General features: G+C 29.9%; 19 protein-coding genes. All 19 read left to right on the top strand.

Going from position 1 to position 21,865, the window contains the following annotated elements; all coding sequences use genetic code 11:
- Window positions 1–114 precede the first annotated feature (114 nt).
- The 19 genes from psyc5s11_RS13745 (at window position 115) to psyc5s11_RS27895 (ending at window position 21,746) form a co-directional block, all read left to right on the top strand.
- Window positions 115–2,325, top strand: a complete 2,211-nt coding sequence (locus psyc5s11_RS13745; RefSeq protein WP_224033081.1) for an AAA family ATPase — start codon at window positions 115–117, stop codon at window positions 2,323–2,325.
- Window positions 2,307–4,244 (top strand): ATP-dependent helicase, encoded by a 1,938-nt coding sequence (locus psyc5s11_RS13740; RefSeq protein WP_224033080.1) that lies wholly within the window; start codon window positions 2,307–2,309, stop codon window positions 4,242–4,244. The genes psyc5s11_RS13745 and psyc5s11_RS13740 overlap by 19 nt, the downstream gene beginning before the upstream one ends.
- A gap of 152 nt (window positions 4,245–4,396) precedes the next feature.
- Window positions 4,397–4,858, top strand: a complete 462-nt coding sequence (locus psyc5s11_RS13735; RefSeq protein ID WP_224033079.1) for a hypothetical protein — start codon at window positions 4,397–4,399, stop codon at window positions 4,856–4,858.
- Between the two features lie 29 nt (window positions 4,859–4,887).
- Entirely contained in the window at window positions 4,888–5,388 is a 501-nt protein-coding gene (locus tag psyc5s11_RS13730; protein ID WP_224033078.1) for a hypothetical protein, read from the top strand.
- A 21-nt stretch (window positions 5,389–5,409) separates the two neighbouring features.
- Entirely contained in the window at window positions 5,410–6,228 is an 819-nt protein-coding gene (locus tag psyc5s11_RS13725; protein WP_224033077.1) for a hypothetical protein, read from the top strand.
- Window positions 6,229–6,480: 252 nt separating this feature from the next.
- Complete coding sequence (locus tag psyc5s11_RS13720; RefSeq protein ID WP_224033076.1) at window positions 6,481–7,632, top strand: hypothetical protein; 1,152 nt, start codon at window positions 6,481–6,483, stop codon at window positions 7,630–7,632.
- Window positions 7,633–7,929: 297 nt separating this feature from the next.
- Window positions 7,930–8,082: an NUDIX hydrolase gene (locus psyc5s11_RS28205; RefSeq protein ID WP_375541950.1), complete on the top strand. Its 153-nt coding sequence runs from the start codon at window positions 7,930–7,932 to the stop codon at window positions 8,080–8,082.
- Window positions 8,083–8,169: 87 nt separating this feature from the next.
- Entirely contained in the window at window positions 8,170–10,455 is a 2,286-nt protein-coding gene (locus tag psyc5s11_RS13710) for a protein kinase domain-containing protein (protein WP_224033075.1), read from the top strand.
- Window positions 10,456–10,896: 441 nt separating this feature from the next.
- Window positions 10,897–11,220 (top strand): IS66 family insertion sequence element accessory protein TnpA, encoded by a 324-nt coding sequence (gene tnpA / locus psyc5s11_RS13705; RefSeq protein ID WP_224033074.1) that lies wholly within the window; start codon window positions 10,897–10,899, stop codon window positions 11,218–11,220.
- Complete coding sequence (gene tnpB / locus psyc5s11_RS13700) at window positions 11,213–11,563, top strand: IS66 family insertion sequence element accessory protein TnpB (RefSeq protein ID WP_224033073.1); 351 nt, start codon at window positions 11,213–11,215, stop codon at window positions 11,561–11,563. The genes tnpA and tnpB overlap by 8 nt, the downstream gene beginning before the upstream one ends.
- Window positions 11,564–11,662: 99 nt before the next feature.
- Entirely contained in the window at window positions 11,663–13,273 is a 1,611-nt protein-coding gene (tnpC, locus tag psyc5s11_RS13695) for an IS66 family transposase (RefSeq protein WP_224033072.1), read from the top strand.
- Window positions 13,274–13,689: 416 nt separating this feature from the next.
- On the top strand, window positions 13,690–14,853 hold the full coding sequence (locus psyc5s11_RS13690; protein ID WP_224033071.1) for a DUF6361 family protein: 1,164 nt from the start codon (window positions 13,690–13,692) through the stop codon (window positions 14,851–14,853).
- A gap of 140 nt (window positions 14,854–14,993) precedes the next feature.
- A complete protein-coding gene (locus psyc5s11_RS13685) occupies window positions 14,994–16,601 on the top strand; it encodes a phospholipase D family protein (protein ID WP_224033070.1) in 1,608 nt (535 codons plus the stop codon).
- 2 nt (window positions 16,602–16,603) lie between these two features.
- A complete protein-coding gene (locus psyc5s11_RS13680; protein ID WP_224033069.1) occupies window positions 16,604–19,561 on the top strand; it encodes a DEAD/DEAH box helicase in 2,958 nt (985 codons plus the stop codon).
- Between the two features lie 64 nt (window positions 19,562–19,625).
- A complete protein-coding gene (locus psyc5s11_RS13675) occupies window positions 19,626–19,868 on the top strand; it encodes a type II toxin-antitoxin system Phd/YefM family antitoxin (RefSeq protein ID WP_171779958.1) in 243 nt (80 codons plus the stop codon).
- Window positions 19,865–20,245 (top strand): type II toxin-antitoxin system death-on-curing family toxin, encoded by a 381-nt coding sequence (locus tag psyc5s11_RS13670; protein WP_224033068.1) that lies wholly within the window; start codon window positions 19,865–19,867, stop codon window positions 20,243–20,245. Before psyc5s11_RS13675 ends, psyc5s11_RS13670 begins: the two co-directional genes overlap by 4 nt.
- Before the next feature lie 382 nt (window positions 20,246–20,627).
- Window positions 20,628–21,065: a DUF1569 domain-containing protein gene (locus tag psyc5s11_RS13665; protein WP_224033067.1), complete on the top strand. Its 438-nt coding sequence runs from the start codon at window positions 20,628–20,630 to the stop codon at window positions 21,063–21,065.
- A 129-nt stretch (window positions 21,066–21,194) separates the two neighbouring features.
- Window positions 21,195–21,398: a Panacea domain-containing protein gene (locus psyc5s11_RS13660; protein WP_224033066.1), complete on the top strand. Its 204-nt coding sequence runs from the start codon at window positions 21,195–21,197 to the stop codon at window positions 21,396–21,398.
- Between the two features lie 222 nt (window positions 21,399–21,620).
- Entirely contained in the window at window positions 21,621–21,746 is a 126-nt protein-coding gene (locus psyc5s11_RS27895; protein ID WP_258712292.1) for a hypothetical protein, read from the top strand.
- Window positions 21,747–21,865: the final 119 nt, after the last annotated feature.

Below are 21,865 nucleotides of genomic sequence, written 5' to 3'. Positions count from 1 at the left end.
TTGATTCAAAAAAAGGAGAAATATAGATTTACATGTAAAAAATGTGTATAATAATATTTGTATAAAAGATCATAAATCTACAATATTATTATATAAATAAAAAGGGTGAAGAATGTGAAAATAACTAAAATACAATTAAAAAATTATAGATTATTAAAAGATTTAAAATTAGATTTAGAAGAAATGTTATCTATTATTATAGGAAAGAATAACTGTGGGAAAACATCATTACTATCTATACTAAATAAATTTATAGGGGACAAGTCATCAAGTAATAGTTTTGCATATGATGATTTTAATATTGAATTTAAAAGTAAATTGTATAGTAGTATAAAAGATAACAAAATAGTATGGGAGAAGCAAGACGGAATTTCATTATTAATTTTCATTGAATATAACGAAAAAGATAAACTTTCAAATATTAGTGATTTAATGCTTGATTTGAATCCAGATAATAGGATAGTGGTATTGAAGTTTGAATATTCATTAGATGTCGAAAATTACAATAAAATGAGAGAAAAATTTGAGGAATATAAATCTAAACATTCTGCATTATCAACAAATGAATTAGGGTGTTTTGAAAATTTTGCAAAGTCGCAGCATAATAAATTCTTTAAAATAAGAAGGAAAGCAGTACAATATGATAATGCTATCCAAGATGTTAATTTAGATGAATTTATTGATTTAGATAAAAAGAAAGTAGATATAAGCAAAATAATAAATTTCAAATATATAGGAGCACGAAGATCTATAACTAATATTGAAAATGATGGAACATTATCAGATTTATCATCAAAGTATTATGAAAAGACTGAGATAAATGATTCTCAGAGCAAAGCGATAGATAATTTTGAAAATGCTTTAATAGAAACAGACTCAAAATTATCAGCTGTTTATGATGATTTATTCGAAGATGTAGTTGAAAAGGTCAAAAAGTTTGGAGGGATGAAAAAGGATGAAACAGTTATTAAAGTAATTTCATCTTTACAAAGACGAGAACTATTAAAAGGTAACACTACTGTTGTATATGATGATAATAGTCATTATCTTCCTGAAAGTTATAACGGATTAGGATATTTAAATTTAATAAGTATGATTTTTGAGATAGAAACATTGTTAAGTGAGTTTAGAAAAGACAATAAGAAGGAAATGAAACCAGCAGATGTAAATTTACTATTTATTGAAGAGCCTGAAGCACACACACATCCTCAAATGCAATATATTTTTATAAAAAATATAAGGGATATATTGGAAGAAGGGAGCGATGGAAGTAATAATAATAAAAGTTTTGAATTGCAGACAATTATAACAACACATTCGTCGCATATTGTATCAGAGTGTGAGTTTGATAACATTAAATACTTTAGGAAAGATAGTTCGAACTATGTAGAAGCAAAAAACTTAAAACAATTGGAAATAGAATATTCTAAAGAAAAAGATGTTGGTAAAGCTCATTTTAAGTTTTTAAAACAATATCTAACATTAAACAGGTCAGAAATATTCTTTGCAGATAAAGCTATTTTTATAGAAGGAGATACGGAGAGACTTTTAGTGCCAGCTATGATGAAAAAAATAGATGATGAAGATAAAGCTACGGATATTTTGCCTTTACTGTCACAAAATATTTCTGTTATAGAGGTAGGGAATTACTCTCAAATATTCGATAAATTTATAGAGTTTATTGGGATCAAGGCACTAATTATTACAGATATTGATTCAGGAAAGATGGTTCTAGATAAAGATGAAAAAGGAACAGTAAAGACGAAAGCAGATGGAACAGATAAAATGAAGGCGGAAGCTAGTTTGGTAGATGAAAGTACATGTACAAGTAATGGTGCATTAAAGCATTATTATAAAAAAGAAATAGAAGAATATTTGATAAAACATGGAACAAATGAAATTGACTATTTTAAAAATTTAGATATTAAAGATAAAGTGTTAATAAAGGAAAATGATGAGTGGCAAAGTTCATTTAAAGGACATTTGATGCTTGTTTATCAAGTTGCAGAAGTTAATGAAGATAGTGATAATTACAATGCAAGAAGTTTTGAAGATGCTTTTTTTCATATAAATAGAAAATTAATAATTGATAATAAGGACAAGTTTAAAAGCCTAAAAAATATTAATTATTTTGATAAAAAAGAAAGCTCAAGTGGAAAATATAAATATGATAGCTATGAACTTGCAGAAAAATGTATACAAAGTAAACCATCTTTCGCTATGGATGTTTTACTTAACAGCGTATGTGATGATAAATCAAATTATTCAAATTGGAAAATACCTAAATACATTAAGGATGGGTTAATATGGTTAAAGAAAAATTAGAACCTGAAGTATTAAAAATAATTGAGTATATTAAAGAAAAGGAAAATTTTTTGCTTAGCGGGGGAGCAGGAAGTGGAAAGACTTATTCCCTTGTTCAAATTATAAAAGAAGTAATTAATCTAGATCCAACTTCAAAAATAGTATGTATTACCTATACAAATGCAGCTGTAAAGGAAATAGAACAAAGAATTTCGTATAAGAATTTATCAGTGTCTACAATTCATGATTTTTTATGGGATACAATTAGTCCTTTTCAGAAAGAAATGAAGGAATCATTATTAAAAATAATTAATGATTCATCTTCTAAAATTAGAAATCCTAATGGTGATATAGAATATACTAATGATTTTGAGAATGGTATTCAATATAAAGAGTATGTAAGAATAAATAAAGGTGAGATATCACATGATGAGGTATTGATATTAGCAAATTATATGTACAAAAAATACTCAAGACTTTGTGACATAGTAAAAGACAAGTATCAGTACATATTTGTTGATGAATATCAAGATACTTCACCATTAGTAATAGAAATACTACTAGAATTTCTTGAAAAAGGTAACCATAAAAATGTAATAGGCTTATTTGGAGATTTAATGCAGGCAATATATGATGGTGGAATTGGTAATGTTACTAAATACATAGATAGTGGAATAATTAATGAAGTCAAAAAAGTACAAAATAGGCGAAATCCTAAAAGTGTTATTGACTTAGCAAATAAGATTCGTATTGATAATCTTAGTCAAAAATCATCAGATGATTTAGATGCTCCTAATATGAAAGACGGATTAATTAAAAATGGTGATATCAAATTTGTGTATTCAGAAAATATAGATATAGATAAGTTATATAATTCGAAGTATTGTAAAATGTGGAATTTTAAAGATTCTAGGCAGACAAAAGAACTAAGATTAACACACAATTTAATTGCTGGACAAGCTGGGTTTTCTGAATTGATGGATATATATGACTCAGATCCAATTACTAAATTAAAAAATGAGATTGATAAAGAAATCAAGAATAAAAGTATATCTGTTGATGCGGAAGAAACATTTGATAATATTGTAAATCAAGTAAATCTTACTTATAAAAATAAAGAGAATAAAGGACGTTCTAAAAAAGATGTACTGTTAGAAGATCATTTATTCAAGGAATTATATGATATTGTAAAAGATTGGTCGTTTAGTAAAGTAAAAAGGATATATTTTAATAAAGACCAATTAATAGATGATAAAAAAGATGATTATATGGAAGAAAAATCAAGAGAACCTAAAAGAGATAGATTAATTCAACATCTATTTAAGATACAAAATTTGTTACATTTATATAAGAATAATCAATATAATGAGTTTTTAAGAGCAACATCATATACAATAACTACAATTGCCGATAAATTAAAGATAAAGGATATTATTAATAATTTTAGTAGTATGGAAAATGATACGATTGAATCAGTTATTAAATACGCTGATGACCATAACTTGTGTAAGGTTGATGATAAACTTGAGCATTTTATAGAATCTAATGATTATCTGTATGAAAGAGTTAAGAAAGTTAAATATGAGGTATTCCAAGAATTGTATTACTATTTAGAAGGTTATGTACCTTTATCAACACAGCACAAAATAAAAGGAAATGAATTTGATAACGTATTGGTTATTCTTGATAATGGTGGATGGTCAAATTATAATTTTGAATATTTGTTTAATCCAGAAATAAAAAATACTATTACACCAGCTAAACAAAAAAACTTTCCAGTTATTTTGGAAAGAACACAGAAACTCTTTTATGTATGTTGCACAAGAGCAAAGGAAAATTTGGTAGTATATTATCCACAAGCAACGGACGCTATCTTGGTTAATGCAAAAAATTACTTTGGATATGAAAATGTGGTTGATTTAGACAATAAAGCTGATTAGTAAAAATATTACGTTTTTTAATATTTTAGTTTTTTATTTAATTGTTTAGAGTCCCTGAAAAAACACTGGAGAGAGAACAGTACTGGAAGATGTGTTTTATACAATTAAGAACGGATATAACGATAATTGATAATAAAGGATGTAGATAAGAGGTGGGAATATCATTTAGAAATTCAGCTGGATTTGGGAAACGAATGGAATATAAACTGATTGGGGATATGCTAATAGAAGGTCTTGATTGCTATGTTCCGTTGGTGGATGACCACGGTGTAGATTGCGTAATTAAGAAAGAAGACGGTACTTTCATTGAGATTCAGATTAAAGCCAGATCCAAAGATGTTATTGATGGTGATGCAGCTTTATTTGCAGCTATTACACATGAACTGACAGATAATTTCTATTTTTTATTCTTTTCGGAGAGACTGGATATTATGTGGATTTTATCATCAAAAGAATTTCTTGATGAATGTGTAACTAATAAGACTGGAAAGAATGCGGGTAAACATAGCATTTGGTTTAATGGAAATCGCAAGGATTCAAATGGGGTAAAGAAGGAATATTGTAAAAAGCAATTCGAAAAATATGTTTGCACAAATTTTTCGAGGTTTTACTAAGAGAATTAATAGCTAAGGAGGACAGTATAATGAGTAACTTATTATCGGAACAGGATGTGTTACAACAGTTTGATATTCCTGATTTTAGGCATATTACAAAAGATAAGGTTATGACTTTTGCATCTATGTTGCAGAATATGGAACCTGATGTTGCTAAAAAAGCATTAGAGCAATTCCCAGAGTTTGCAAATATGGCATTGGAAGTGTTGAGAGATTATAAAAGTGTTATGGAAAAGATACTTGATGCAAATTCGGAGAGCAGCAAACAGTGTTTTGATATTTATAACGAAGTGGTTACGGCCTTAAAGAGTTGTCTAGCAAAAGATGATTTGCCTTTTGAGGAGAAAAAATATTACATCGAGAAAATGGTTGAAATTGCAAAAATGGCCAAAAGTAAGGAGACAGAAAACAAAGGATTCAACTGGAAAATGATTTCAGTAGGTACATTGGCTGTCTTTACAGTTGTTGGTATAGGGGCAAGCATTCTTGGGGGTAACACTAATATAAAGTTGCCAAAACCAAAACTATGATTCTAGCAGGAGGTCAGTTGAATGTATAATTTTGACTTGAGAACTCCAGACAGTGCATATGATTTTTTACTTACTTTCTTCAATATGTCTGGACAAGAATATATTGAAGAACTCATTATCAACAGCGATAATGAGTTTGAGAAATTTTGGAATCGCAATGCAGCAAGGGTAAATGACATCAGCGTGGATAATATTAGAGTATGGGGATTTCATGTTTTGGGTTCTTTAGATGAATGCAGAGAAATTCGTAGTCAAGGTTTAAGGAATCTTCAAAAAGTATTATCTGGGGATACTCTATTAAGCAGAATGCTAAAATCTAATGGTGTATTTTTTGATGTGAAAAGGCATTTATTGTTCTATAAAGGTAAAGAGTACAATGTGGATTATGATTGGTATAGACACAATAACTATTCAATGCCTCCAGAGAAATATCTCAAGCCAATTGCACATCGAATTTATTACGACTACTGTGTTAATGGGTTTATGATGAACGATGATATTTTTTCTTATGGAACCAATATTCATGAACGACCAGAATTTATGATGAAACTTTCGAGTGCTTTCCCAGAGTTAAAAAAGATGGAGGATGATTGGGCGAAACGTAGCAAAAGCTATAAAGTGAATTTTTATGCAACAATTGACCAAATCCATCGCTTTAATTTTGACTTGAATGAAACACAAGAAGAATTAACAGATAGTGAAATTAATCAGATAAAACGGTGGATGGTAAGCCGTGCAATTGACCGTGCAAATAGTGACTTGTTTTCGGAGGTATTCTTATACATAAAAGATGAAATAGATATTCCGCCGAATCAAATAACTAGTTGCGATGAAATTTAGATTTATTAAAACGAAAAGAAATATAGGAAATAAGCTTCGAGGGTTGCTTATATAAAATATTGCTGATGAGATTTGCCGATTTAGAGAACTAAAACATAATACGTTAGTTGAAGATGTAGATTAGAAAGGTTCAAAGAAAAGGCTTGAAGATATGGCAGCTTTCCTTAATGCGCAATCATGTATTTTAAGCTATGTTAAGATTTTAAAATACTTCATATATATACAAAATGCTTTTGATAAGGAGTTAAGACAATGAAGTGCAAATGTGTTAGATGTAGTGTCGTTAAAACAATTTCCTTCAAGGAACGAATGAATATATTGTTACAACGAGAAAAATATATGTGTGACCAATGTAAATCTATTAAGAAGTACGAGGAAGATTATGATTTTTCTAGTGGGATTAGTAGATATGATTCTTATTCTTGTTGTGTGGGTAGATATGACAAAGGATTATATGAGTGGTGGAAAAGTAAAGTTGGTTTGTACTGTGCTGTTAAAAGTAAATCCGGAGAATACTTTACAGCATATTTAGAGAGCTTTGATTATGGAAGAGGCGTGTTTAGAAAAAAGGAAGTTATAAGACCGTTTTTAATTATGGAGATAGATTTACTTGAGATTATTAAAGAGGGTGATTCAAAGTATGAATTGACTGATAGTACTATGTATGGTTATAAGGGGCTAAGTATTCTAAATGGGATTTTACATACAAGTTGGTATATTTATGAGATTAGTATTCCGTATGTAGAAGAGAGAAGGGACCCCTTATCTACAAATTATCAGGATGTTTATTCACATTTTTGTTCCTCTATAGAGGATGTTTTTTCATGGAGAGATTGCATTACAACGTCTGTTAAGAATGCAGAAAATGGTACAAGATATGATGAGGATAGAATATTTAAAGTACGAGCAGAGGGGCATTGTTTTAGAAACACAGATACCGGTTGGGTTACTAATAGTCTTACTGTTATTGAAGAGGTGACACAAAAAGAGCTTGTTGCTTATTTTGAAGAACATGTTGATGCTAGAGAGCATGTGTTTTCTAAGCTGGAGAAAGAAAAGAATATGACAGATTTATGGAGACGTTATAAGTCTGCGTCTATTAGCGTATATAAGAATTTATTAAGTGAAAATGAAATATTAGAAATGTGTGTGAAAAATTCACCGTCTTTTGGAACAGAAGGGTGTATTGCTATTGCTAATTATAAAAACTGTTTTATTTGTCTAAAGCATACATATTGTTTTGAACGTTTTATGCAGAATAGTTTTTATTACTTGATAATTAGAAAAAGAATAGAGGATGGCACTTTTAATACTAATTGTGAAGAATATAGAAGCCTTGTTATAGCTAATGCAAAAAAAGAGGTTGATAGTATACATCGATTAATCCAAAGAAAAATAAATTGATAATTTTTAATTGTAAAGAAGTTGTTAACTATTTGATGGTAATTGAAAATGAAAACAATTAAAATAGTAGCCGCAGTAATACGTGACTCTTTTGATAATAAAGCAAAAATATTTTGTACTGCAAGATGTTATGGTGATTTTAAGAGTCAATGAGAATTCCCTGGTTAAAAAATTGAAACTGGCGAAACACCATAAGAGGCTATTCTATGAGAAATACGTGAGAAGCTGGATGTAGAAATAAAAGTTGGAGATTTGATTGATACAATTGAATATGACTATCCAGAGTTCCATTTGAGTATGGACTGCTTTTGGTGCGTTATAGTAAATGGAGAAATCGCACTAAAAGAAGCGGAAGCTGCAAAGTGGCTTTGCAAAGATAATTTATACAGCGTGAAATGGCTGCCAGCCGATATCTCCCTTGTTGATAAAATAGAAAAGAGCTTGTGGTAGCTTAAAGGAGGTTCCTATGCCAAGACTAGATACTTTAGATTATGAGGAGCCTGACATTGATTCAGAAGGAAAGAGGAAGTGAAAAATATGTCCAAAACTAAAAGCTGGCATAGCAGCTATAATACTTTAAATGAATTAGGTGAAGGAGGAAATGCAAAAGTATATCATGTTCAATGTAAAGATAATGAGGAAGAATATGCATTAAAAGATTTAAATGCAGGTGGGGCTGAGAAAAAGGGCAGATTTATTGACGAAATTAATGTTATAAAAGATAATTGCACAGAGATAGAAGGAATTATTCCTATCTTTGATTTTTCTATTGATGAATATTGGTATACAATGTCTATTGCAAAACCTGCGATAGAATATATCCTTGAAAACGAACTTAATATTAAAGAAATAGCTCAAGGAATTATTCAATTATGTCAGACATTAGAAAAGCTACATGAAAAGGGTATTTCACATAGAGATATTAAACCTTCAAACATATATTATTATAAAAGTAGATTTTATTTTGGAGATTTTGGATTAGTTGAATTTCCGGAAAATATAAATGAATTCACAAAATCTGATAAGGGGCTTGGAGCAATATTCACCATTGCCCCAGAAATGAAGCGAAATCCTAAAAGTGCTGATGGCAAAAAAGCTGATGTTTTTTCAGTTGCAAAAACAATGTGGATGTTCTTATCTAAAGATGAAAAAGGATTTGATGGGGTATATAACTATTTGGATTCAAGTCATAGTTTACGGTATATTGATAAATATAAAGATACTCATCTTGTAGAAATAGATGAGCTTCTTAGAGCTGCTACTGATAATGTTCCTGAAATTCGTCCAACTATAAAGGAATTTAAAGAAAGATTAGAAAATTGGTTGGTTATATATTCAGACATAGATAAATCTCAAGCTAGTGATTGGAACTTTCTTAATAAACAGTTATTTGGGTCAAATCCTCCAGAGTCGTCATCGTGGAGGAATATTAATAAAATTGTAGAAGTATTAAATATTATCGGTAAGACCCCCGCATATAATCATATGCTTTTTCATGATAGTGGAGGTTTGGATTTTTCTCATGCTGAAAACGCAGCTGAAGATGGTTGTATTAAGTTATATGATACACTAGGATTTTGCTATATTGTTAAACCTAGAATATTACATTTTGAAGGATTTGAAAAAAAATATAGGTGGAATTATTTTTTGCTTGAGCTTAATGAAATGAGATCGATTTTCGAAAGTAATACTTACAATAATTATGAATATTTGGTTGAAGATAGTCCGGGTAATTATGTATCAGCTCAATATGCTCAATATGGAGTATACGACTATGACACAGGAACTCCTTTACCAAAAGGATATAAAATAGTACACAGGTGCACTAAAGGAAAGTTCTTAATTGTAATGAAGAGCGGACCATACAATGGAATAAATGGAACATATGATGGTAGGCATGGTGATTGTAGTGATATTGCTTTCAGAGAATATATGAATAACTTAATAAGCAATTATGAAGAATTATATAATTATGCTAAACAAGATGATGCATTAAAACATTTATCAGATGAAGATATAGAATCTAGAATCCTTAACTTAGAAGAATTTAATCGAAATCCTTTCAAAATGGATTTCACGGAACTGAAAAATAGCAATGAAGTTAGAGCGAAATTTGCTGAACAACAAAAGAGTAAAGAGTATATCAAAGATAATTTCAATCAATGGAATTTCAAGACATTATTACATCTATATGAATTATCTTCTGTAGAAAAAATAAAATTTGCTTTTACATTTAAATCTCCAAGCGATCATTTTTCACTTGAAAATTTAAAAGGAGTGGATAATTATCTCTGTACAGACGGATATATAAGAAAATTGAATTCACCATTAGAAAATGACTGTTATTGCATTGATGATAGAGAGTTAATGATAATCTTAAAAAATAAGCTTGAGCAAAAAATATCCACATTACTAAAAGAAAACAAGTTGGCAGAATTAGAGAAATATGAAAATTGTTTCTCAATTAAACTTTTTAAGTGTGGTAAACCTACTCATTTATTTACAAAAAAAGAAATTGAGGAAGAAATGAGAAAGGCAGATGATAGATTCAGTAATCAACTTGTTATTGACGAAGATGGATATGCTAAAGTAATTAAAAATGAGGGCTTTGGCTACTTGTTTCCAGTCAGGCATGAATCATGGAATGCAGGTAATGTATATGTAGGTAAATATTCAAGATTGTCTACATTAGAAGATGATTATATCTCATCACTACAAGGATGGTTGCAATATTTAAAAACAGGGAGTAAACAAAATATGGATTATGTTCACGAAAATAGAAATGAAGAAGAACTCTTAAAAGAGATAAAAGAATTTTATTAAATAAATAAAATAGAAAAAGATATAGATAATAAAATTGCTAGACCAATTGTTCGTACAGGCAGCAGAAAAAGATACTGATTTTGCATAGTGGATAAAGTGTTAGTACCTAGACGTACTTGATATCCTCTCGAGCCTGCTAGTATTAGGAAATATATCATTACAAGGTATTCAATTTTTAGCAATATTAAATTATTATATTTACTAAAAAACTCGCTAAGTTGTATTAAAATGTAATTTTTTGGATAAATAAGAACTAGAGTTTTTATACAATGTAAAGCCACTGAACTCAGTGGTTTTTTAGTGTTTCTTCGGACAACTATGATGGAATCTTTTAAGTGGTATTAGTAGAATTATCGTAAACGTAAAAAAATTAACGGATAGATAAATATAAACCTTCAATGTTAAAATTAACATAGATTTTAACAATGGAGGTTTATTTACATGAATAATAATGAGAAGATAAATTGGAGAGAAATTGTTGCTACCTTTTCTTCTTACGAAGGAACGTTAGGAACTTTCTGCAATGCAAATCACATTACTAAAAGTCAATTTCATTACTATAAAAAGAAATTCAAGAATGAAGATAATAATTTACAGTTTCATGCAATTTCAATGAGAGAAGAAAAAGTAACAACTGAAGTCACCGTAGTTCCAGCTGATAGACCTAATATAATAATAGAAATAGGAGCCGCTAAAATATATGTACCGGCTAATGAAATAGCTATTTTGAGTAAGTTGCTTAAGGATTTGATTACAAATGTTTAATCTTAATAAAGTTAATACAGTTTATCTTGCATGTGGAATAACAGATTTGAGAAAAAGTATTGATGGACTAGTAGTGATTGTGCAAACGCAGCTAAAGTTGGATCCGTTTGAAAAAGCCTTGTTTGTTTTTTGCAATAGGCAAATGAATAAAATTAAGATACTTCACTTTGATGAAGGATTCTGGCTGTACTATTTCCGACTTGAAAATAGTAAATTGAAATGGCCGATGACTCCAGACGAAGCTCTTAAAATCAACAAAGAGGAATTGAAATGGTTGCTTATGGGATATGAAGTTAGAACTAAGTCTAAATTTAAGCCAATTGAAGTAAGAAATAGCTTTTAAAACAAATATCGCTGTAAACCCTTAATTTTGAACTTTTACAAGTTTCGGAATTGAGGGTTTTGTGGTAAAATACCCCTATATTTGTTGTGAGGTATAGGGATGGATATTTTAGATTTAGAAGATCAACTTGATAAAAAAACAAAATTATTGATTTCTAAAATGGAAAAAGACATTGAATCAAAAGATAAGGAAATTGATGATTTAAAAAAGGAATTGGCTTTTCTTAAAGGACAGCTCCTTAATAAAAACAGAAAAATTTTTGGACAATCTAGTGAACAAGTTGATTCAAGACAGCTCTCACTTTTTAATGATGCTGAAAAAAACAGTGATATTAAAATAGATGAGCCTTCCATTGAAGAAATTACATATACAAGAAAAAAATCATCTTCTCATTTAGGAAAGAAAGATAATCTATCCGGCCTAGATAGAGTTACAATTGAGCATAAACTTGCTGACTCTGAAACATTTTGCGATAAATGTGGGAATGATTTAATTATAATCGGTAAAAAATCAAAAGAAATTTTAAAATATAAGCCAGCAGAACTTTACATAGAAGAACATATTTCATATACATATGCTTGCAAAAATTGCGAAGCGGATGCTGATAAAGCCAATATAATTTCTGCAAAAATTCCAAATACTTTCTTATATAAAAGTATGGCTTCAAATGAATTATTAGCTCATGTTGTGAGCATGAAATATCAATATGCAATGCCATTATATAGAATGGAATCATATTTTAAGATGATGAATGTTAATCTTTCAAGACAGACATTATCCAACTGGATAATAAGTTGTGCAAATGAACTTCAGCCTGTTTTTCATTATATGAAAGAGGAACTCTTAAGAAGAAATTATATCCACGCCGATGAAACTTATGTGAAGGTTATTGAGGAAAATGGAAAAGACTCCAACTCAAAAAGGTTCATGTGGCTATATCGCTCCGGAGGCATAGAGAACCATATAATTTTATATGATTATCAGAAAACAAGATCTGGTTCTTGTGCTGAAGAATTTCTTGAAGGTTTCTCTGGATATCTTCAAACAGATGGATATGATGGCTATAATAAAGTTAAGAATATAAAAAGACTATATTGTATGGCCCATATTCGAAGAAAATTCTTTGATATAATATCAACCTTAAACCCCGAAGCTCTAAAGCAGTCTCACGCAATAGAAGGGTTTAATTATTGTGAGCGACTTTATAAAGTTGAAAAAGATCTAAGGGAACAATATATATGTAGTGATGATTATTATGGTGATCGACATGCAATAAGGCTCAAGAGATCTGCACCCATTCTTAATAAATTTCAAGAATATGTAGATAATGAAATTGTTAATGCTCTTCCTAAAAGTCCTTTAGGTAAAGCTCTTGCATATGCTCAAAAGTTGTTGCCATATATGAGAACTTTCTTGACAAATGGATGTCTTGAAATTGATAATAATGCAGCTGAAAGAGCTATAAAACCATTTGTAATTGGCAGAAAAAACTGGATGTTCTCCAAGACAGTAAAAGGCGCAAAATCAAGTGCATTACTTTATAGTATTACTGAAACGGCTAAAGCCAATGGCTTAGCAGTGGAAAAGTATTTAGTATATTTATTTGAAATGTTTGCAAATTCAGAAGTTAAGGAAATGGACATACTAGAAAAATGTATGCCATGGTCTGAAAGCATTCAAGATGAACTGCGCGTTAAGACTACCAAATAATTATTTCTATATAAAATTATACCCAACAGAGAATATAAGTTTTTCTGTTGGGTTTATTTTATCACTTAAATTATACTAACGCTACGCGTCGATTCTTTGACGCTTACGAATTATCAATTGAAATTGGTAAAGCTTTTTCTCGTTCAAATCTTCGGAATATATGAGAAAGTTATTTATATTTGTGTTATCCAAATTGCCAGACATTGTCTGGCTAATTAAGTTGGCCTCATTATTGTGAACTTTTATCTATTTCGATAAAAGCAAAATGAATTTTTATGAAAAAGAAAAATGAATTGAAGAAGTTAAAAAAACTTATAAATGAAAATAGCTAAATTTAAAGGTGTTAGCAAAAGAAAAAAATGATGATGAATATAGTTTTTAACATAAATTAAACATAAGAAAGCTGGGAATACATTATGCAATTAGGATGGATAGATTTTTCAAGAGAAGAACGGAATAAGGTTATGGCAACACTGGATTTGTTGTCAACCACAACGGCACTAGATGAATTAGGAATAGGAACTTTAAGAGATATATATGCTGATATTCTATTTCCAGGCATATCAACAATCCAAACAAGAGCTAAGTATTTTGTTATTATTCCATATATTTTTAGTTTGGCTGGATCACAAAAGTTTAAAAGAGTTAGTGAGATTGTACCTTGGGTTAATAGAAAAGAGGACAACCTAGTTTCAACTTTAGTTAAGAATGGTGGCGAAGATGATGCTGGAATTATAGGAAGCAGGTCATTAAAGCAAGGAAAGCATGTAAAAAGAAAACCTTCCTCTATTTATTGGAATGGGATGCGTACCTATGGAATTTTACTTGATAATCGTATTTCTATGGATCAAGCAGCAATATTAATTTACAATCAAGGAAATAAGAAAAGAAATATTGAAATAGTTAAAGGTGAAGAATCCTATGATGATGAAACTGCAGCTAATGATGGAATTTCAATTTTTTCACCTATAAAGGCAAATTTTGATTTTGAAAAAAATATAGATATTAGACTAACCAAGGAAGAAGCTTTATATATTAGTGATCATATTATTTCATCTATACATTCGAGAGATTCTTTACTATCATTTATTATTAAAAATAAGATAGATATTAGTAATTTTTATTTTGAGGATTTAGAAGACTTACCAATGCCAAGTGATATAAAAAATGATTATAAGCTGGCAAAAGAGTTAGCGGATTTTATATATGGAGCTCATATTAGATATAACGTTATATATTCTCAAAAGCTGGATATGGAGCAAATAAAATCTTGGAATAATTGGATTGATAAATTTGATGTAGTAGCTTTAAGGTTTGAGGAAATCATGACAAGAATCAATTGTAAGGGAACAACTAAGGATTTTCTTAAGAAGTTTCTTAAGGCAGTGTTAAATAAAGATATCGAAGCTATCGATAGATGTATTATAAATAGAGAAAAAGAGGTTAAGGGTGAACGTGCAAAACTTTGTAAGCCTATGGAATATCAATATAATACAGCCATTCACAATTATAAGCTTAATTACAGGTACTATTCAGCACTTACTATAATTAATGACATTTTAGAAGGGTTAGGTGAATAAGTTGGCTTAAAACATTATTAAGTCCCTCAGACAATCGTTTAGACTATGGTAATTCACTTCAACCTGAGGTAGGTTATGATGTTGAATTTGCAGTTGCATTAACATACTCTTTAGACTTGGAAGCCTTATTAGGAGTACCTATGTCACTAGGATTACTTGAGAGCATGGATTCTAATTTAAAGGATGTGCCCATGTTCTTGTTAGAAGGAATTCGAAAAAGTAGTGATAAAATTGCTATCTTCTGTAATCCAGGAGGAATAAAGCTGCCTCAAAAGATACAAAGTGTGTATTCCTTATTGGAGAATAGCGTTTTTGAAGTTAAAGCTAATGAAATTAGTAATTTTCATCCCAAGATGTGGTTTATTAAATATTCAGATGATGATGGAAATGCTTATATTAAGATAATTGTTTTAAGTAGAAATTTAACCTTTGATAGAAGCTGGGATGTTTCCTTTGCCTTTACTGGAAGAGTTGGAAGGCATAGAAGTAGGACTAAAAACGAAAATATTCCATTAAGGGATATGCTTGAGTATGTAAAAGTGTATGCCAATAAAGAAAAGAAAGATAAAATTTCAGAGTTTCAGGAAAATATCTTAGATGTTAAGGAGTTTGAATTAGAGTCACCTTTTGAGAGCTATGAATTTATGCCAATTGGAATTCCGGGATATAAAGGAAAGGATTTAGATTTGTTTAATACTCACAATGAACTTTTAGTTGTATCTCCATTTTTAAGTGATGATATTATTGAAAAATTTGAGCAAAGTGCAAGAAATACAAGAAAGATAATAACTAGAAGAAGCTCTATTACCAATAAAACCCTAGATGTTTTTAATAACGGTGTTTATGCTATGAAAGATATAATAGTGGATGGTGGAGATGAAGAAAGTATAGAACAATGGCAGAAGCAAGATATCCATGGTAAATTATATTTTGAGGGTGGTTATGATGGAAACTTTCTATATTTAGGTTCAGCTAATGCTTCTCACAATGCTTTTTACAATAATGTTGAATTTCTTATTAAGTTAAAGTTTAAACCAAGAACCATGAGCTATCAAAAGTTTATTGGTGATTTGCTGCCAGAAGAGGATAATCCTTTTGAATTAGTAACAAATATTGATCTTAATAAAAAAGAAGAGGAAGAGGAGTTATATTTAAAACAAATTAAAGAGATTATTTGGGCAATAAAAGAAGCAAGGGTTATAAGTAACGGTACAAACTATGATATTCAAGTAAACTTTAAAAAACTTAATCCTGACATAAGAGGAAAAATAGCTCCACTGATGCGAAAGAATACTTACAAGGAAATAGAAAATTTAACTACTTTAGAGAAGCTAACAATTACACAGCTTTCAGAGTTTTATGTAATAAAAGTAGGAGATAAAGAGGTTGTTGTGAAAATAAAAACTAAGGATATCCCAAAGGATAGGGACGATAAAATATATCAATCAATCATTAAAAATAAGGATGATTTTTATGCTTATATTTCCTTTTTACTAGGGGATAGCTATACAGAGTCAGCCTATGAATTGAGGGAATACATGGAAAGCAGAAGGCTCTTAGATGGTAATTCTAAGTTAAATAACAATGCAGTCATTATCTATGAAAAAATGCTGCAAATAATTATTGATAATCCTAATAAGTTAAAGGATATTGAAGCTGTTATGAAACGGTTGGATAAGGATATTGTATCAGAAAATTTCAAGAAGATGTATAATACATTTATTTTAGCAGCAAAGAAGGTGAAATAAGTATGAAAGCAAAGGATTTTCAAGAGGCTACAGCTCAAAGAATTTTTGAAGTTTTAAAAAAAGAAGGACAAAATAGAGTGCTTTTAGCTGATGAGGTTGGACTAGGAAAAACTATAATAGCCAAAACCGTTATTGAGAAGGTATCACAGTGGCATAAAGATGATTTAAAGGATGATTTTTTCAAGGTAGTGTATATTTGTTCTAATGCTAATATAGCTAAACAAAATTCTAGAAAGCTAGGAATACCAAAGAAAAACTGTGTAGAAGTATCTCAAGGAAGATTATCTATGCAACATATAAAAATATATATGCAGGAAAGTGAAGACCATGATTATATGCAGTTGATTCCATTAACACCTATAACCTCTTTTGCAACAGTTAAAAGTTCTGGCAGCGTATCGGAACGAGCACTTATGTATGCTTTACTGATGAGAATGGATTGCTTTAAGGATATGAACGGTTTTAAAGATTTCATGAGTAATAATACCAAAGCATTTTATGAATGGGCAATGGAGTATTATGAAGGACAAGTTATTCAATGCGATGACATATGTGGTAATAGGTATATTTTAGAAATGGTTGAAGCTTTAAATAAGAAAATTTCACCTGAATTGATAGAGAAAATAAGAGAAAGAAGTAGCTTGGCAAAGCTTGAAGAAAGCTATAACAATAATGATATTTTAACTGAATTAAGAACTATTTTTGCACATATAAGTCTTGATAAATTAGAGCCAGATTTAGTCATAATGGATGAATTTCAGAACTTTAGACAGCTTTTACATGCAGAAAATGAAACAGGAATGATTGTTGAGAAGTTTTTAAAACATGATAGCACAAAGGTTTTACTTTTATCAGCAACACCTTATAAGCCATACTCTACTATAGAAGAGATTAGTGAAAACAATGATGAAGAGCATTATGTAGAGTTTATGCAAGTAATGGATTTTATTTTTACAGATGAAGTTAAAAGAAAAAATTTTAGAGAGGTATGGAACAACTATTCTAACAAGTTAATTGAATTTAAGAATAAGGATTACACAACTCTAAGAATATGTAAAAATGAAGCAGAAGATGCAATGTATCAAGGAGTATGCAGGACCGAGCGCTTTAATGTAAATAAAAATGGAATCATAGATGATAGTCAAGCTAGAGAGATAGAAATTGAGCAAGGAGATATAATTTCCTATGTTAAAACACAGAGTTTATTGAAGGATATTGGAGCTAGTAACATACCTATAGATTATGTTAAATCGTGTCCCTATCTACTTTCCTTTATGAATCAATATAAACAAAAGAGAGAAATCGTAAATTATTTTAATAAGCATAAGGATTATAGTCTCTTAAATAAAAGAAAGGACTTATTCTTAAATAGGAATCAGATTCAAAATTATAAAGAGATTCCAATGAATAATGCTAGGTTAGAAAATTTAAAAGAAATGTTGTTCCAAGGAGGTAGAAATGGCTTTGAAAAATTATTATGGATACCTACTTCAAAGCCATATTATGTAACTAATAGTCTCTTTGATAAAAACTCTAATGCTTCTAAGGTTTTAGTTTTTTCTTCATGGGAAATGGTTCCAAAGATGATTGCAGGAATGATGACTTATGAGGTTGAAAGGCTTACAGTTGGCAAGTTATATAATAGTGAAACAGAAAAGGCAGGTAAAGGATATTTCACAGAAGATGTTAAAAGAAAGTTTCTTAGACCAAGACTTATAGAAGAAAGGACTCAAACTTTAACCTTAGCTTCAAAATCTTTAGCTGATATGTTTAATCCGTTAGAATACATAGGTAAAGACATAAAGGATATTAAGGTAGAATTAGAGAAAAAGGTAGCTGAGAAATTAAATGAAATTAAGACTAAGTGTGGAATCGGTGAGAGTCAAAGAGGAGATGTATCCTGGTATGTTGATGCTCCTCGCATTTGGGATGGAGAAAATTTAGAGGACAATCATGGGGATATGCCAATGGATGCAGCTAAGGTTATAACTAATATGATAATTGGTTCTCCAGCAGTGTGTGGAATGAGGATATTCAAAGATAATAATATGGCTGAAAAATTAGGAGAGCTATTTGTAAGTTTATTTAATAAACCAGAATCGATTGCAGCCGTTGATTTATTCTATGGAAAAAGAAGTGAAAGAACCTATTACAAGAATGTATTAGCTTACTTGGTAGATGGAAATATACAAGCTGTTCTAGATGAGTATTCCCATACTCTAGGAGTAAAAGCTTCAGATTTATTAGAACAAATTTCAGAAGGAATGAATCTTAGAACTTCTACTTCAGAAATAGATACCTATGATTCTTTTACAGGACAAAGAAAAAAATCAGGGCTTAGAGCTCATTTTGCAGTAGGATACTATAATGCAAAAGGTGATGACGAGAATATTCAACGTACTGAGAATATAAGAACGGCTTTTAATTCGCCCTTCAGACCCTTTGTCCTTGCAACTACATCCATAGGTCAGGAAGGCTTAGATTTTCATTTGAATTGCAGAAAAATAATACACTGGAATTTACCAGCTAACCCTATAGATTTGGAGCAAAGAGAAGGCAGAATTAATAGATTTAAGTGCTTAGCCATAAGGCAAAACATCGCTAAAAAATACGGAGACATAGCGTTTAGGCAAGATATATGGGAAGAGATGTTTAATGAAGCCAGCAAACAAGAAAAAGGTAATAACTCAGATTTAGTGCCTTATTGGAGTTTACCTAATACTGATGAGGATACAATTAAAATAGAGAGAATAGTCCCTATGTATCCAATGAGTAAAGATCAAGTAAAATATAATAGACTAATTAAAGTTCTATCTTTATATAGGCTTACTTTAGGACAACCTCGTCAAGAAGAACTTCTAAGTATACTAGGAAAAAGCTTTGAGCAGGCAGAGAATATAGATGATTTATTTATTAATTTAAGTCCATTTAAACGAAGAATTAGAGAAGTGGAAGACTAAGTGTGTTTTAGGTTTAATTTATCCTAAAATAGTATATAATATAATTATAGAAGGAGGTGTTTTTATGCAAGTAAATATTAATAATTTAGTTTCTATATCTGAAGCTAATCAAAATTTCTCTAAAGTTGCAAGAATGGTAGACGAAAATGGTGCAGCAGTTATACTTAAAAATAATGTGCCAAGGTATGTTTTAATAGATTATAGTAAGTTTCAGCAAGATACTATTGCAGATGATGCTACAGTAGAAGAAGCAGCAAATAATATTTTAAGTAAACATCTAAAGGCATTTGAGGAGTTGGCTAAATGAGACACCTAAGCAATCAGCAAATTATACATTTACATTCGGTAGCAATTAAAAAGACTGGTGGCTTAGATGGAATTAGAGATGAAGGGTTATTGGAGTCAGCAATAAATTCTCCATTTCAGTCATTTGCAGGCGAAGAATTATATCCATCTATACATTCTAAAGCTGCAAGGTTAGGCTTTAGTATTATTAATAACCATCCTTTCTTAGATGGGAACAAGAGAATAGGGATTTTAGTAATGATGGTGTTTTTAGATGTAAATGGAATTGAACTGCTCTGTAGTGATGAAGATGTTATAGACCTTGGATTAGGAGTTGCATCAGGAAAATACGATTCTGAATATATAAAAGAATGGATTATTACTTTTAGTAATAAGTAGAGGTGAATTTTATTGGTGGATTTTAAAAGTTACGGCTCGCCTCCACCAAATAAGAACTAGAATTTTTATACAATGAAAAGCCACTGATTTCAGTGGCTTTCAGTGTTTCTTGAGACAAACTATGGCAGAAGATTTTAAGTGGTATTGGTAGAATTATTGAAGTATATAATATTAATTAAAGAATTATCGGATGAACTTGGTAAGGGTTTTTCACATTCAAATCTTCAGAATATGAGAAATTTATATTTGTGTTATCCATTCGTATAGTTGATTATATTAAAATAATTAATATTAATTATCGGCAAATTATTATTGTCTTTTATACATTATAGTGATAATGTATAAATAATTGATGAACTATAATAAAAAAGGAGTTTATATTATGAATATTAAGTTAACATCTCTTTCAGATGCAAAGAAGGCGATAGAAAATTTGAATGAGACCACACTATCATCTCAATCAGAATGGAGTGCGTATCAGATTTTTGTACATTGTTCAAAAACTATCGAATATTCAATGACAGGCTATCCTTCCTTGAAGCCAGCTATTGTCAGAAATACAATTGGAAAGTTGGCAATTAATAAATTTCTTAAGCAGGGAGCTATGAAACACGATCTTCACGCTGATGTTCTTGGTTCTCCAGCAATTGAAAATAAAGGTTCTTTTGAAGAAGGGGTTCAGATTTTAGTAGCCTCAATTGAAAAATTCAGCTCGTATAAAGGAGAACTGAAATCACATCTTTTATTTGGAAAGTTAAGCAAAGAACAATATAACAGATATTTTGCTATTCATATTGCAGATCATTTATCTGTTTTTTAAGTAGTATATTTAATGCGCTGATTGATAGAATTTTAGATCAGAAGAATCCGTGATTATATCTGATATGGACTATCCAGTACCTAATATAAGACACATGGTTCTGGAGTTATACCAAAATACGAAGGCGAATTGGCTAATTTTTCAGAAGATGACTTGGATGTGTTGAATCAAGTAATTGATGTGTATGGAGGATATACTGGAAATCAATTAGAAAGTATTTGTCATCAAGAAAGCCCATGGAAGATTGCACGAGGTAGTTCAAAATCTTTTGAACCATCAAATGAGCCAATTAAAGATGTAGAGATTTTTAAATGTTATTCAGCGAGATTGTAAAATGGGAAAAAGAATTAAAAATACTACGGATAGGACTTCAGTCAGAAATACGTTTATTTGGAACGATTATTGGCAATATGTTTAGGGTTTATTTCGTAGACTATTATCATGATTTTGAGTTTGATAAATGAAGAAATACTAGAAATAAGAAGTACTGTGATTTTTGTGCAGTAAATTCAAAGTTATAACAAATTTAATAATGAATAATATAAGCCACTCATTTTGAGTGGCTTTTTTAGTATTGCTAAAGGACTTGAAAAAGATAATAAAAAGAAGCAAGCAACTGATACAGTAATAGAAGCTGAGCAAGGGCAAAGATTATCATCATTATTAATGTTTATAAATTAATAGATGATTTAATTCCGATTTTTACAATTTATGTTTGCAGCGATGGAGTAATATAATACTCAAGAAAGGCAATGAGGCCTAGTTTCAAAGAAGAAGCTAGGCCTTCTTTTTTTATAAAA

It is taken from the genome of Clostridium gelidum (assembly GCF_019977655.1).
GTDB classification, from domain to species: domain Bacteria; phylum Bacillota; class Clostridia; order Clostridiales; family Clostridiaceae; genus Clostridium; species Clostridium gelidum.
The sequence above is the reverse complement of the archived record's forward strand: the minus strand, read 5'-3'. Positions and strand labels throughout refer to the sequence as shown.